This window comes from Vibrio mimicus CAIM 602, from assembly GCF_000338875.1.
Taxonomy (GTDB): Bacteria; Pseudomonadota; Gammaproteobacteria; order Enterobacterales; family Vibrionaceae; genus Vibrio; species Vibrio mimicus.
In genome coordinates this window covers 128,396-142,981 of record NZ_AOMO01000024.1, presented here as the reverse complement: position 1 = coordinate 142,981, position 14,586 = coordinate 128,396, and the positions used below count along the sequence as shown (strand labels likewise).

Sequence of the window (14,586 nt, the reverse complement as noted above, 5' to 3'; positions counted from 1 at the left end):
TACGCTCAATCCGTTTTTCCATAATGTTTAATTACTTGAAGCGATTGCCCATATTCGTTTCATGACTTCTTCTTCACTGACCGCCGGGTTACGGAAAAAATGGAAAATTTCATTGGTAATGGCTTGCTGAATCATGGGGTTAACCGCCATTGAATCAGTCATACTTGGCACGAGATTTCCCTCTTTGGCTGCATACAAAAAGTCTTGGTGGGAACGCTGCTGGCAAAGGTTGAATGTGTCTAAAGCAATATCCTGACGGACGGGAATCGACCCTTTATAGCGATTAAAGTTGGTTTGAAATTGCTTATCGGCGAGCAGTGTCGCCAGCTGATTGGCTTCTGCGTAGCTGAATTCTTTGCTCGCCATGAAAACGAAACTGTCCATGTTATAGAGATAACTGTTGTGTGAGCCTGGGGCTGGGGTACAAGAGATTGCCTCTGGAACGTTCACCTTTTTAGCCAAGAGCTCACCCAATATCCAATCACCACCGAGTTGGAACAAAGTCTCACCATTGATGAGTGCTTGTGTGGCGCTATCCCATCGCTCATCATTTTTGGTAAAGCTGACCCATTGGCTCACCTCGCGTAAGGCTTGTAGAGCTTGATGCATGGGCGGGGTACGAATGTGTTCAGGACTCAGTTCGACCAATGACTGACGATAAAAATCAATGCCCCCATACGCGATAACAAAGCTTTCGAATATCTGCGCAATTTGCCAAGGTTGCTCCCCAATCGCTAAGGGCGATATGCCATGCTGATGAGCGGTTTTGAGTGCTTGTAAGAACTCGGCTTGGGTTGTGGGCAATTCCAGATTCAATTGCTTCAATAACTGGTTGTTGACCCAAAGCATGTTCATGCGATGCAGAGTTAAGGGGAGCGCAACATAGCCTTGCTCGGTTTTGTTCACATGGATGACAGCAGGGTAAAGCTGTTCATCCCAGTGTTCTGCAGCAGCCACGAGGTTTAAGTTGTGGAGTATGCCAATTGCATCCCAGTCACGAATGCTGGGGCCTTCAATCTGGGCGAGTTGTGGCGGATTGCCTGCCAAGGCTCGGGCTTGCAAAACCGTCATCGCATTGTCGCCACCACCACCCAAAATTGGGTTAATTTCGATTTCAATCTGATGCTGTTTTAAGTGTTGTTCCAGTGTTTGCAAGGCGCGTTGTTCACCCGCAGAAGTCCACCAATGCATGATTTCGACAGCCGTGCTGAAAGACGAATAGCCAAAGAAGAATAAACATAACAATGTTCGCAGTAACATTATGAATCCTTGGGGAGTGAAAGCGTGGTCATTAATCCACCTTGGGCTGTTAAGCTGAGTTCAAGTTTTCCGCCATGCGCCTTAGCAATGCTTTGAGAGATGGTTAAGCCGAGTCCGTTACCTTCGTGATGAAGTGCTTGGGGGGCTCGATAGTAAGGCGCGCAGAGTTTTTCAATTAAGCTTGGATCAAGAGACTGACCTTCATCACTGATGGCGATGGTGATCGCGCTTTCAGCCTCGTGGAAATGAATATGGGCTCGATGGCCATATTTGATCGCATTGTCCACCAAATTCTGGATGCAGCGTTTCAACGCGAGAGGTTTGCCAATCAGCGGACTCATGACTTGCCCCTGAATTGAGGTTTTATCGCTTTCGTAACGCATCGTGATATGTTCCACCAACAAGTTTAAGTCGATAGGCTCAATCTCTTCGTGGATGTCGGTTTCACGAATGCATTGCAAAGCGCCTTTCACCATAAGTTCTAAATCGTTGACGATTCGGGTAAAGCGTTCGCGTTCCCGATCATCGTCCAGCATTTCTGTGCGCAATTTGAGACAGGCGATGGGCGTTTTTAAGTCATGTGAAATGGCGCTGAACAGCATTTCCCGTTCTTTCATATGGCTATCAATACGCTGATGCATTTTATTAAATGCGCGAATCGCGGCTTTGAGCTCGTTACTGCCTTGTTCTTTGACTAATGGCACTTTCAAGCGGCTGGACATGAGCGTTGCAGCTTTTGCCAAATGACGAATCGGTGTGATTTCACGTTGCACGATAATGCCCATACATACCAGTAAGAGCAGGGCGGATAGCACCAAGGTAAACCACTCACGCCTTTCAAAATAGGTTGTTTCTAAATCCACATAAGGGGCGGGAAGAACAGCGGCAAGATAGAACCACTCGCCGGGTGACACTTTGACTTGCAGAACCAGAATCGGGGGGTTGAGTTCGCCGTAACTGAGTGAATAGTGCGCCCATAACAAGGGAAGTTCATCAATAAGCAGCTCGTTATTAAACACTTTAAGTTGGTCTCGGCGAGTAAACTCAACAAGGATTTTCGGCTGCCCTTGTAGCTGCTGCTTCAGCACTTTCTGCACCTCTTCAATGACCAAGGTTTTACGCTGACTTTCCGGAAGAGCATCAATGGCGATATCGTGATCATTCAGTGAAACGAAAAAGCGTGTTCCGCCCATATTGCGCAGTTGATTGAGCACTAAATGACGATACTGAGCGGGTAGGGTTTGGAAAAAAGAAATGGTGGATGCTGCACTTAACGCCAAACTACGTACCGTAGTGACAAGTCCTTCAGTATCTCGTTTGTAACTATGTTGATACCAAATGGCGCTAGCGAGCCATTGCGAGGTGACGACCACGATCACCAAAAACAGGCTGGTTCGTACGGCAAGCGAATTAAACCGCTGCTTAATGTTCATAACGAATGCCTGACGTGAGCATGTAACCTTTATTGCGCACGGTGAGAATTAAAGTGCGATCTTTATCTTCCAAGTGAGTGCGGAGTCGGCTGATTTGCACATCAATGCCTCTTTCAAACGGGTCAGCATCGCGTCCCCATATTTCTCGTGCAATGTCATCACGGGTCAGGAGCTTCTCTGCGTGATTGATAAAAAGCCCGAGCAAGGATAAATCCGCGCCGCTGAGCTGTTTTACCGCGTGTGTTTCAAGGTGTTTTAGTTGTCGCGTAATCGTATCCAATTGCCAGCCAGCAAAGGTGACTTTTCTTGCCACAGAAAGGGAGTCTGAAAGTTGGCTGCGGCGAAGAATGGCTTTGATGCGAGCTAACAGCTCTCTTGGGCTGAAGGATTTAGTGATGTAATCATCTGCCCCCAGTTCTAAACCCGTGACGCGATCGGTCTCTTCTGTCACGGCGGTTAACATGATGATGGGTACACTGGAGTGTTTGCGTAATTTTTGGCAGAGCGTAAAGCCATCATCACCCGGCATCATGATATCTAGAATAATCAGATCCGGATTCTGGGTTTCCAGAAGTTTCCACATTACCGCGCCATTTTCGGCGCAAATAACCTCAAATCCTGCTTTACCCAGATAGTCTTTGAGCGCCTCTCGAAGCTCCTGATTATCGTCAACCACCAGAATTTGTTTGTTCTCCAGCATGCGGTGTTTCCTTCTTGTTCTCTGTGGTGAAAGCTCGGTTATTTCACAAGTAATTGACTGCTTACAAAAGACTTTTTTTGTAAGTGTTCGCTTACAAACTCGTTGCGCTTTGTAACCTTCACTGGGTTGGGGATTGATAACATGATGGCGGATTTATTTTATCCATACACGTGAAAGCGATAGGCCATGCGGCCTATATCACCTGATAAAAACTCCAACAAGGAGGGAGACATGCTGAAAAATTTGTTTGGCCAGCTACAGATGATCGGACGGTCACTCATGCTGCCCGTTGCGGTATTACCCGTTGCCGGGTTGATGTTTGGTATAGGAAATGCGGGATTACCTTTCATCCCTGCTGAACTGAGTAAAGTCATGCTTGCTGCCGGTGAAGGCATATTTGGCAACATGCAGTTGATGTTTGCAGTGGGGGTTGCGTTAGGCCTATCCAAAGGTAACGATGGCGCAGCAGGGTTGGCAGGACTGGTTGGCCTGATCATGATGAATGCGGCACTCGGAATAGTTACAGGGTTGCGCGGGTTAGAAACCGATGCCACCATCATGGGCGTCGCAACACTGCAAACTGGTGTTTTTGGCGGCATTATTGTCGGTGCCGTTGCGGCGATTATGTACAACCGTTTCTATGCTATTCGATTGCCTGAGTACTTAGGCTTCTTTGCGGGTAAACGCTTTGTACCGATTGTGACAGGGTTAGTGTCAATCGTGATTGGTGCGGTATTGGCTTTCGCTTGGCCGCCTATCGGTAATCTCTTAGACATTTTCTCTCACTGGGCGGCTTATCAAAACCCTGTGCTTGCTTGGGGTATCTATGGTGCGGGTGAGCGTTCTCTGTTGCCTGTCGGTTTACACCATATTTGGAATGCGCCGTTCTTCTTTGAAGTGGGCAGCTACACAGATCCACAAACGGGCAAAGTGTTCACGGGTGAGCTCACGCGCTTTTTCGCGGGAGATAAAACAGCAGGCTATCTGTCTGGTGGCTTTATGTATTCAATGTGGGCTCTGCCTGCCGCGGCTCTTGCTATTTACCACTGTGCGAGCCCTGAGCGTAAAAAGATTGTTGGTGGTTTAATGATGTCTGCAGCGCTGACATCTTGGCTGACTGGTATTACGGAGCCGATTGAATTCACCTTCTTGTTTGTTGCTCCTGTTTTGTACGTCATCCATATTTTCCTGACAGGTATTGCGTTTGCGATCACCGCGTTTTTAGAGATTAAACACAGTACCGACTTTGCTCACGGTGCCATCCAGTTCTTCTTGTACTACCCAATGTCGAGCAATGCGTGGATGTTCTTTATCATCGGGCCGATTTGGGCGCTGCTTTACTATGGTCTGTTCCGCTTTCTGATTGTGAAGTTAAACCTGAAAACGCCGGGCCGAGAAACAGAGGTAACGACCGTCACTTTAGCGGGTAAGCCGAATGAAATTGCGGTGGATGTGGTGGCAGCGCTCGGCGGTAAAAGTAACATCAAAACCGTAGACGCTTGTATCACCCGACTTCGTGTTAGCGTGAGAGACATTAAGCATGTCGATGTGGTTAAGCTGAAACAGCTTGGCGCGCGGGAGGTCATTGTGATTGGCGACAATTTACAAGCCATCTTTGGTACGCAGTCAGACACGATAAAAAGTGAAATTCATGGTGTTCTTGCTTCAGCTTAGTAAGAAAACCTAGTTCACTGAAAAGAAGAAAAAGCCCACAACGAACGGAGTTGTGGGCTTTTGTTATGTTAGGAATGTTGTATTGCAGCCCAATCTGACTTGGTATTGCTAGTCATTTTTCTTTGGGCAGGTTGCGAGGATATCTCTTCTTCCTGTGTCTTTGACCTCCTCCAGTTTGACTTCAAAACCCCATAGACGGTGCATGTGTTTCAGCACCTCCTCGTAGCTTGGATCTAACGGAATACGATCGTGTGGAACATACTGCAACGTCAATGAGCGATCGCCTCGAACATCGACGTTATACACTTGAATGTTGGGTTCAAGGTTACTGAGATTGTATTGTGCCGCAAGTTTTTCGCGGATTTGTTGATAACCGAGGTCATCGTGAATAGCACTGATTTCGATGTGATTTTTCCTATCATCATCGCAAATGGCAAACAGCTTAAAATCGCGAATGAGTTTGGGGGATAGGTACTGGCTGATAAAACTTTCATCTTTAAAGTTACGCATCGCAAAATGAAGGGCATCCAACCAGTTAGATCCCGCTAGCTCTGGAAACCACTCTTTATCTTCCTCAGTCGGTTCTTCACAGATCCGTTTAATATCACGGAACATGGCAAACCCAAGAGCATAAGGGTTGATGCCACTGAAATAACGGCTGTTGTAGGGCGGTTGCGCCACAACGCTGGTGTGGCTGTGCAGAAACTCCAGCATGAATTTGTCGCTGATTAACCCCTCATCATAAAGATGATTGAGAATGGTGTAGTGCCAGAAGGTCGCCCATCCTTCGTTCATGACTTGGGTCTGTTTCTGCGGATAAAAATACTGGCTGATTTTGCGTACGATGCGCACGATTTCGCGCTGCCAAGGTTCCAGCAAGGGAGCGTGTTTCTCAATAAAGTAGAGGATGTTCTCTTGCGGTTCGCTCGGGAAACGGCGATGTTTTTCCTGCTCAACCGCTTTTTTCGGCACAGTACGCCACAAGGCATTCACTTGGGATTGCAGATAGGCTTCGCGCTCTTCTTGGCGTGCTTTCTCTTCGGCAATCGAGATCTTTTCTGGCCGTTTATAACGGTCAACCCCGTAATTCATTAAAGCATGGCAAGAGTCGAGTAGCTTTTCGACTTCATTCACGCCAAATTTCTGCTCACACTCGGCAATGTAGTTTTTGGCAAACAACAGGTAATCGATGATAGAGCTGGCATCCGTCCAGGTTTGGAAAAGATAGTTGCCTTTAAAGAAGGAGTTATGGCCGTAACACGCATGCGCCATCACGAGGGCTTGCATGGTTACGGTGTTTTCTTCCATCAGATAGGCGATACAAGGATCGGAGTTAATGACGATCTCATACGCTAAGCCCATCTGACCGTGTTTGTAGGTTTGCTCGGTTTGGATGAATTTTTTGCCAAACGACCAATGGTTGTAGTTGATGGGCATGCCGATGCTGGAATAGGCATCCATCATCTGCTCTGAGGTGATGATTTCAATCTGGTTTGGGTAAGTATCCAAACGATAAAACTCAGCGACTCGGCGAATCTCTTGGTGATAGCGTTCGATCAGCTCAAACGTCCAATCTGGTCCATCGGGCAGTCGCTTGTTTTGGGCAGCTTTACGCTTGGGTGCGGCTTTGGCTTTGGTTGTCATCTCTCAGTCTCCCTACGCATTTTCCTTTTGGAACAGCTCCCTAAACACAGGGAAAATGTCTTCAACACTGCGAATGTTCTTCATCGCGAAGTTATCAAAGGATGCCTGTAATTTTTCATATTCGTGCCACAAGGTTTGGTGTGAGCGACGCGTGATTTCGATGTAGGCATAGTATTGGCAATAGGGCAGCAGCTTGTTGGAGAGTAACTCTTTGCAACGTGGTGAATCGTCTGCCCAGTTATCACCATCAGAAGCTTGTGCGCCATAAATATTCCATTCACCCAGTGGGAAACGCGCTTCAATGATTTCATGCATCAGCTTGAGCGCACTGGACACTATGGTGCCCCCAGTTTCTTGGGAGTAGAAGAAGTCATGTTCATTCACCTCTTTGGCTTGCGTATGGTGGCGAATAAATACCACTTCCACGTTTTCATAGGTGCGAGTGAGGAACAGGTAAAGCAGAACATAAAAGCGTTTCGCAATATCCTTGGTCGCCTGATCCATAGAGCCCGACACGTCCATCAGACAGAACATCACCGCCTGACTGGATGGAATAGGTCGCTTTTCGTAGTTTTTGAAGCGCAAATCAAAGGTGTCGATAAAAGGCACGCTATCGATTTTATTACGCAGTTCTTCAATCTCTTGCTTGATGCGCATCTCTTCCATAATTTGTGGTGGTTCGCTGCGCTGAATGCGTTCGAGTTCTTCTTCCAACTCACTCATTAAACGGCGTTTACCAGCGGTCATCGCCGTACGGCGTGCTAAGGATTGTTGTAGTGAACGCACCACAGAAATGTTGGAGGGCACACCCGAGGTTTGGAAACCTGCGCGATGGGTTTTCCATTCGGTGATTTTGTTAACTTGGTTTTTCTTGAGATTCGGCAGTGCTAAATCTTCAAACAGAATATCGAGGTATTCATCTTTGGAAATTTGAAATACGAAATCATCACTACCGTCACCATCGGCACTGGCCTCGCCTTCACCTGAACCACCGCTGCCTTGACCACCTTTGGGGCGATCAATTTTATCGCCACGAATAAATTGGTCATTGCCCGGATGCACACGTTCACGCACGCCACCTTTACCTTGATGAAACATCGGCTCTTTAATGTCGCGAGTCGGAATCGAGACATCTTCTCCGGATTCCGTATTAGTGATTGAGCGGCGGTTAACGGCATCCGCAACCGACTCTTTAATCTGCTCTTTGTAACGGCGTAAAAAGCGTTGTCGGTTGACGGTGCTTTTATTTTTGCCGTTTAGCCTTCTGTCGATAAATTGCGCCATGAGCCTCTCCCTAATGACATCACCTCAAACTCAATCTCGAGTTTGTTGAGGGGGTGACCTACAGCCCAACAGCTCTTCTGTGGGGGTAGGTAACACCGTTGGTGGCGGTAGTTGCACTACCGCCGACCATTACACGGCATACACACTATGAGGATTTACGTACTCGCAAGTACCACTCAGACAGTAAGCGGACTTGTTTTTCGGTATACCCTTTTTCCATCATACGAGCGACGAAGTCATCGTGTTTCTTCTGATCATCGGATGAGGTTTTAGCGTTGAAGGAGATGACCGGAAGCAGATCTTCAGTATTGGAGAACATCTTTTTCTCGATCACAGTGCGCAATTTCTCGTAGCTGGTCCACACTGGGTTTTGGCCATTGTTATTGGCACGTGCACGCAGTACGAAATTAACGATTTCATTACGGAAATCTTTTGGATTACTGATCCCCGCGGTTTTCTCAATTTTCTCCAGTTCACTGTTGAGTGCTGAACGGTCAAACAGTTGGCCTGTCTCAGGGTCGCGATACTCTTGATCTTGAATCCAGAAGTCGGCGTAGGTGACGTAGCGGTCGAAAATGTTCTGACCGTACTCAGAGTAAGACTCTAAGTAAGCGGTTTGGATCTCTTTGCCAATGAACTCGACATAGCGTGGGATTAAGTAACCTTTGAGGAATTCATTGTAGCGATCCGCTGTTTCTTGCTGGAACTGCTCGCGCTCGACTTGCTGTTCGATAACGTAGAACAGATGCACTGGGTTCGCGGCCACTTCTGAGTGATCGAAGTTAAACACGCGAGACAGGATTTTGAACGCGAAACGGGTGGAAAGCCCAGACATGCCTTCATCAACCCCGGCGTAGTCACGGTATTCCTGATAGCTTTTGGCTTTCGGATCGGTATCTTTCAGCGTTTCACCATCATAGACCCGCATTTTTGAGAACAGGGAAGAGTTCTCAGGCACTTTCAGGCGTGATAGTACGCTAAATTGTGCCAATAGATCGAGTGTGCTTGGGGCGCAAGGGGCTTTGGATAGCTCACTGTGATCCAGCAGTTTTTGGTAGATTTTGACTTCTTCCGAAACGCGCAGACAGTAAGGCACTTTCACAATGTACACCCGGTCTAGGAACGCTTCGTTGTTTTTGTTGTTACGGAAAGTCTGCCACTCGGATTCGTTCGAGTGCGCGAGGATCATGCCATCAAACGGCAAGGCTGAAAGCCCTTCGGTACCGTTGTAGTTACCTTCTTGGGTCGCGGTCAGCAGTGGGTGTAGCACTTTAATCGGTGCTTTGAACATTTCCACGAATTCCATCAAACCTTGGTTGGCGCGGCATAGTGCACCGGAGTAGCTATAGGCATCTGGGTCATCTTGTGAAAAGTGTTCCAGTTTACGGATATCGACTTTACCAACCAAAGAGGAAATATCTTGGTTGTTCTCATCACCCGGTTCGGTTTTGGCTACCGCGATTTGATCCAAAATGGATGGGCGCACTTTAACCACTTTGAACTTGGTGATATCGCCACCAAACTCATGTAGGCGTTTCGCTGCCCAAGGTGACATGATGGAACGTAAGTAACGGCGATCAATGCCGTATTCTTGTTTGAGCAGTTCACCATCTTCATTCACATCAAATAGACAGAAGGGGTGATCGTTAACCGGGCTGCGTTGACCATTGGCCGACAACACATAAATCGGCATTTGTTGCATCAAAGCTTTGAGTTTTTCAGCCAGTGATGATTTACCGCCGCCCACAGGACCGAGTAAATAGAGAATCTGTTTGCGCTCTTCCAAACCTTGCGCAGCATGTTTGAGGTAAGCGACGATCTGTTCTATGGCTTCTTCCATGCCATAAAAATCTTCGAAGGTTTTATAACGAGCAATCACTCGGTTGGAAAAAATTCGGCTAAGGCGCGAGTGTTTGGATGTATCAATCATCTCGGGTTCGCCGATAGCCAGCAATAAGCGCTCCGCGGCATTGGCATAAGCACTTTTGTTTTCTTTACACAGAGCTAGAAAGTCCTGAATGGACAGCTCTTCATCCTTGGCGGCTTCATAGCGTGCCTGAAAGTGTTCAAAAATACTCATAGTTGTTTCCCCTTTGAAAATGTCATGACGACATACAACCGCTGTATACAAATCCCTAACAATTTAAGCCTAGTCTGTAATCTACTCTTTTGCTTAAGAATTATGGTTTTATTTCAAAATCGTGATTTCGGGTAAATAGGACAAGCAGGGAAGGCAGAGAGGAGAATGTGTGATGGAAAAATCGCAAAATAAAAGCTGGCATAGAGCCAGCTTTAGAGAATAAAAAAGTGCTGAAAGCGGGAATTAAGCGTTCATGATTTGACGCAATTCATTGGCCGACAGATGGTACTGACGTGGACAATTGCGCCAAGTAGTAAGCATACGGCGGTATTTCGCTAGCATAGGCATTTGGCTGTTGAAATGGTGATCGCCTTTATCAAATTGTGGGTACAGACCTTCAGAATCCACCAAGAAGCGCACATAGTTCGCAAGCGGAGCTTCGGTTGCCATATCAAAACCAAGGAAAGTCAGACGGCGTTGGTCAACTTCTTTACGTGCGGCATCTTCCAGCATGCGGTTGGATTCTTGCATCGCATGGTACATTTCCATAATGTCGATAATTTCACGACATTCGGTTTCAGGCAGGCAGCCAAACTCACGGTTCAGTTCACGCATTTGTAGCTCATAACCACGTTCAACAATCGTTTGTAAACGTTTGTATTTGTTTGCGTTGTTTGGGTCGAGTTGCGACATAAGGAAATATTGGTTCGATAGGATCAAACGCTGAGCGTTAGTCATTTCCATGAAAAGCCTCACTTCAAATCAGAGTTATTATTTTGCTGATTTAAGGTTAACAGCATTGGTGCAGAGTGAAACATGATCTCAACACGGTTTTAATAGTGAAAGCACAAAAAAACAGCATGCTTAATGACGATGATAGTGGTTATACAAATAATCGCGATCGGAAAACACGCGTAGCCACTCAGGTCGGAATACGGCCAAAATCGCTAGCGCCATGCCATTGAGCAGACCTTCAGGAAAGGCAAGCAGTGGAACAAAAATCAGATAGTTATCCGTGATGGTCGTCCAGTCATAAGCTCCCAACTGCCAGATATAGAGCGAGTTGGCCAGAAGATGCAAGCTGCCCGTTAAACCGGCATTAAAAAAGCCCGCCACAAAAATAAACACAAAGATATTTCTGGGCAGATAGTGGTAGCTTAAGGCGAAAACCGAGTAGCTGATCAATATCGGCAGCAGGCTTGAAAGAAGCAGATATTCCGGCAAGGCTGCAAAGCTCATTTTGCCAACGAGAGCTAGAGCTGTGGTAACAGGTATGGTGATAATAAAGGCACTGCGCCAACCGTACATCATAGTGAGTGTGGTTAAAGCGAGAAAATGAATGCTCAGCCCCTCTTTGACACTTGCTTGGGCTGACCAAAGTAAGAACAAGCCAAGGATCACGAAGTAGGTGAGATGCTGAAAGGATTTGTCATCACGAAATTTTGGCCATAGTGCATTCTGGCTGTCTTTTCTCACGAAGAGCAAGACGACCACGAGTACAATGGTTGAAGCGATTTGTGCTAATTCCAATCGAGTTACCTAAAAAATACCAACCTGAGGTTGGTATTTTTTACGATAACGTCGTGAGGTTGAATCAGTATTTTACGTTTGAGTGATACTGCTCAAGGATTGCTACGATTTTATCCATGGTTTCTTTGCTCGGAGGGTTTACACCTTCCAATGGGTATTCTTCACCCATAGCTTCCCATTTATGAGCGCCAAGCTTGTGGTAAGGGAGCAATTCAATCTTCTCGATGTTTTCCATGTCTTTAATGAACTCACCAAGCTGATGCGCTGATGCTTCATCATCGGTATAACCCGGAACGACCACATAACGTAGCCAAGTTTTTTGGCCAATTTGATGCAGGTAACGTGCAAAATCGAGAGTGCGTTTATTGGAAACACCAATCAGATCTTGGTGGATCTCATCATTCATCTGTTTGATATCAAGCATCACGAGATCAGTCACTTCCAGCACTTCATCAATTACTGGCGTGAACTTACGAATGTAGCCATTGGTATCCAAGCAGGTATGGATGCCTTCTGCTTTCGCTGCGCGGAAGAAATCACGCACAAACTCTGGCTGCAGCATGGCTTCACCGCCGGAACACGTCACACCACCGCCGGAAGCATTCATGAAATGGCGGTAAGATTTCGCTTCTTTGATGATTTCCTCAACCGTAACTTCTCGGCCCGTGTGGGTATCCCAAGTGTCTCGGTTATGGCAATACTTGCAGCGAAACAGGCACCCTTGCAAGAACACAATAAAGCGGATTCCAGGGCCATCAACAGTACCACAAGATTCGAAAGAGTGGATTCGACCAACAGTAGACATGAGCGCTTCTCAGTTATGTAGTTTGGTCGTTATTTTATTACAAATAACAGGGATTAAATAGGTTTATCTCCCGGATAATTCACCGCTTTGCCAGTGGTAGCAAGGGCTAGCGACTTTTCAGAAAAGCAGCCTAATCATGGCTTAGTATCGAACTGGTTATCTATTCCCGTGAAAAATGGGTAAGTCAGGTTTCCTGGGTCTAAACTTTTCTTAACAAGAAGAATGGGAATCGGACATCAGCCGCCGAGGGTTTGGTTCACTTTGCAGTGATGAAGTAGCAGAAGGAAGTGAAAATATGGATGTTACGCAACTTTCACAAAAACAAAAAATCACCTTATTTATCGTTGTTCTTTGCTTAGGCTTTGTTGGTTTGTCGTTATTTACCGCGCAAAGCTTGTCCAAAATGAATTTACAGTATCAACAAAGTGGGGAAATCACATCGGGCTCCGCGTCCTTATTCGCCACCCAAGCACAGCTGTTTGAGTTGGCCTCCGAGCGTGAGCATCTTTCCTCAAGCAAAGTGTCTGAAATCAAAACTCGGTTGACTGAGTTGACGCAAAAAGTCGAGAGCGACAAGAGTTTCCTGCTCGATAATGATTTTGTCAGCGAAGGGGAGGCATTACAGCAATCGGTGCAGGCCTTTATTAGCGATATGCAGCCGTGGCTGGGGACAAAGGGGGAACTAGGCTTCAATGTTGATGACGGAAAACTCGCTGAACTAAAAACGTTAGCGACCACCATAGAAAAGAAAATTGATGAAACAGGCATGGTGACCATCAATTCTGATTTCCAAGCCATGATTAAGGCGCAGCAAAATTATCTGTTACAACCCAACGAGCAAAACCTAAAGCTGTTTAATCGCGCTTTGGCTGGGTTTGTTGGGGTTTCACAATCTTATGCGATGTTGGATCTTTATAAAGCCGAGATAGAGCAGTTCAAGGCGGCTTTTCTGCGCGTGAGTGAGCTTTCACAACAGGTAAAGGATATTGAACAAAAACTCCTGAGCAGTGAAGCAAAAGCCCAAACCGTTATTGAGTCTACCGCGCAGCGTCTTGAAGATATCAGTGTGAATTACCAAACACTGGCTCAGAAAGCCGGTGAACAAACCTTGCTGTCCATTTTAGTGGCTTGTGTGGTTTTGGCTGTGCTAACCATAGTGCTGTTTATGATGGTCAGTATGTCTTTGACGAAAGCCTTAAGCCAGATTAGCCGAGTGTTGGAAAAACTCTCGTCAGGTGATTTGTCGCAACGGCTAACTCTCTCATCAAATAAAAAAGATGAATTCAATCAACTGGCGTTTGCTGTGAATAAAAGCTGTGAAAATCTCGGCAGCTTAGTGCATGTAGTACAAGATCGCAGTGTGGCTTTGTCTGGTGATGCATTGGCTTTGAATCAAGCGATTGATAATTTGGTGCGAAGTCAGTCGGATGTCATGGATCAAACTCAAAGACTTGCCACTGCTACTGAAGAGGTGAGCTTAACCACTCAACAAGTTTCTCATTCACTTGAAGTCGTTGCCAACGTCAGCAAGGCTTCGACATTAGCGGCCGAGGAAGGCGGTAAAATCATCAGTGTGGCGATTGGTTCTTTGCGTGATGTTGGCGCGATTTTGCAATCGGCGGCGACGCATATTCAACAGTTAGAACAAGCTTCTGCCAAAGTGGATTCGGTAATGGACATCATTAACGGGATTGCAGAACAAACCAATCTTTTAGCGCTCAATGCTGCTATTGAAGCGGCTCGTGCTGGCGAACAAGGCCGAGGATTTGCGGTTGTCGCCGACGAAGTGCGTAGTTTAGCCGTACGTACGGTGGACGCGGTGAGTGAAATATCGGACACCATCGAAACCATGAAAAAAGAGAGTGCGGAAGTGATTCTGTTTATGAATCAATCAGAGCAGACGATGGAAGAGGGGCAGAACAAAGGCAATCAAGCAATGCAAGCCTTAGAAAAAATCACTCAAGGTACGAATGAAGCAGCATCACAGACCGAGATGATTTTCTCGTCGATTAAAGAACTCTCAACAACCAGTCAAGCTATGGCGGAGAGTATGACGCAGATTTCGAGTGCAATGCAGGCGTTAGAGTCGTATAACAATCAACTGCGCGCGACCAGCAGTGAAGTGGAAACACGCGCAGAGAGTTTAGAGAATGATTGTCGACGTTTTATTCTTTAA

Annotated in this window: 11 protein-coding genes; 2 read left to right on the top strand and 9 right to left on the bottom strand. The window is 46.5% G+C overall.

What is annotated here, in order from left to right; all coding sequences use genetic code 11:
- Positions 1–27: 27 nt before the first annotated feature.
- Genes D908_RS13470 through D908_RS13480 form a run of 3 tightly spaced genes read right to left on the bottom strand, consistent with a single transcriptional unit; the run spans position 28 to position 3,390 of the window.
- On the bottom strand, positions 28–1,260 hold the full coding sequence (locus D908_RS13470) for an ABC transporter substrate-binding protein (protein WP_005523469.1): 1,233 nt from the start codon (positions 1,258–1,260) through the stop codon (positions 28–30).
- Positions 1,260–2,693 (bottom strand): sensor histidine kinase, encoded by a 1,434-nt coding sequence (locus D908_RS13475; RefSeq protein WP_005523466.1) that lies wholly within the window; start codon positions 2,691–2,693, stop codon positions 1,260–1,262. The genes D908_RS13470 and D908_RS13475 overlap by 1 nt, the downstream gene beginning before the upstream one ends.
- Complete coding sequence (locus tag D908_RS13480) at positions 2,683–3,390, bottom strand: response regulator transcription factor (RefSeq protein ID WP_086027339.1); 708 nt, start codon at positions 3,388–3,390, stop codon at positions 2,683–2,685. Before D908_RS13480 ends, D908_RS13475 begins: the two co-directional genes overlap by 11 nt.
- Before the next feature lie 234 nt (positions 3,391–3,624).
- Here D908_RS13480 and ptsG point away from each other — a divergent pair, with 234 nt between their 5' ends.
- Complete coding sequence (gene ptsG / locus D908_RS13485; protein WP_005523463.1) at positions 3,625–5,067, top strand: glucose-specific PTS transporter subunit IIBC; 1,443 nt, start codon at positions 3,625–3,627, stop codon at positions 5,065–5,067.
- Positions 5,068–5,175: 108 nt separating this feature from the next.
- Here the strand turns inward: ptsG and D908_RS13490 are convergent, their stop codons facing one another.
- From D908_RS13490 to pflA, 6 genes are all read right to left on the bottom strand, one after another.
- Positions 5,176–6,711 carry a SpoVR family protein gene (locus D908_RS13490; RefSeq protein ID WP_005523461.1) on the bottom strand — a complete coding sequence of 512 codons (1,536 nt, stop codon included), beginning with the start codon at positions 6,709–6,711 and terminating at the stop codon, positions 5,176–5,178.
- 12 nt (positions 6,712–6,723) lie between these two features.
- On the bottom strand, positions 6,724–7,995 hold the full coding sequence (locus tag D908_RS13495) for a YeaH/YhbH family protein (RefSeq protein ID WP_005523459.1): 1,272 nt from the start codon (positions 7,993–7,995) through the stop codon (positions 6,724–6,726).
- 145 nt (positions 7,996–8,140) lie between these two features.
- A complete protein-coding gene (locus D908_RS13500; protein WP_000021518.1) occupies positions 8,141–10,075 on the bottom strand; it encodes a PrkA family serine protein kinase in 1,935 nt (644 codons plus the stop codon).
- Between the two features lie 243 nt (positions 10,076–10,318).
- Positions 10,319–10,819, bottom strand: coding sequence for a YfbU family protein (locus tag D908_RS13505; protein ID WP_000426111.1), 501 nt, complete (start codon positions 10,817–10,819; stop codon positions 10,319–10,321).
- 120 nt (positions 10,820–10,939) lie between these two features.
- Positions 10,940–11,605: an energy-coupling factor ABC transporter permease gene (locus D908_RS13510; RefSeq protein WP_005523456.1), complete on the bottom strand. Its 666-nt coding sequence runs from the start codon at positions 11,603–11,605 to the stop codon at positions 10,940–10,942.
- Between the two features lie 64 nt (positions 11,606–11,669).
- Entirely contained in the window at positions 11,670–12,410 is a 741-nt protein-coding gene (gene pflA, locus D908_RS13515; protein ID WP_000108738.1) for a pyruvate formate lyase 1-activating protein, read from the bottom strand.
- Between the two features lie 295 nt (positions 12,411–12,705).
- On the opposite strand from pflA, the gene D908_RS13520 reads away from it, so the two are divergent.
- The gene (locus D908_RS13520) at positions 12,706–14,586 is read left to right on the top strand and encodes a methyl-accepting chemotaxis protein (RefSeq protein ID WP_005523453.1); all 1,881 of its coding nucleotides are present in this window, start codon (positions 12,706–12,708) and stop codon (positions 14,584–14,586) included.

Excerpts from the sequence above, each read along its gene's own strand:
- D908_RS13505 (WP_000426111.1), bottom strand. The coding sequence starts at position 10,819 with ATGGAAATGACTAACGCTCAGCGTTTGATCCTATCGAACCAATATTTC.
- D908_RS13500 (WP_000021518.1), bottom strand. The coding sequence starts at position 10,075 with ATGAGTATTTTTGAACACTTTCAGGCACGCTATGAAGCCGCCAAGGAT.
- D908_RS13520 (WP_005523453.1), top strand. The coding sequence starts at position 12,706 with ATGGATGTTACGCAACTTTCACAAAAACAAAAAATCACCTTATTTATC.
- ptsG (WP_005523463.1), top strand. The coding sequence starts at position 3,625 with ATGCTGAAAAATTTGTTTGGCCAGCTACAGATGATCGGACGGTCACTC.
- pflA (WP_000108738.1), bottom strand. The coding sequence starts at position 12,410 with ATGTCTACTGTTGGTCGAATCCACTCTTTCGAATCTTGTGGTACTGTT.
- D908_RS13470 (WP_005523469.1), bottom strand. The coding sequence starts at position 1,260 with ATGTTACTGCGAACATTGTTATGTTTATTCTTCTTTGGCTATTCGTCT.
- D908_RS13475 (WP_005523466.1), bottom strand. The coding sequence starts at position 2,693 with ATGAACATTAAGCAGCGGTTTAATTCGCTTGCCGTACGAACCAGCCTG.
- D908_RS13490 (WP_005523461.1), bottom strand. The coding sequence starts at position 6,711 with ATGACAACCAAAGCCAAAGCCGCACCCAAGCGTAAAGCTGCCCAAAAC.
- D908_RS13495 (WP_005523459.1), bottom strand. The coding sequence starts at position 7,995 with ATGGCGCAATTTATCGACAGAAGGCTAAACGGCAAAAATAAAAGCACC.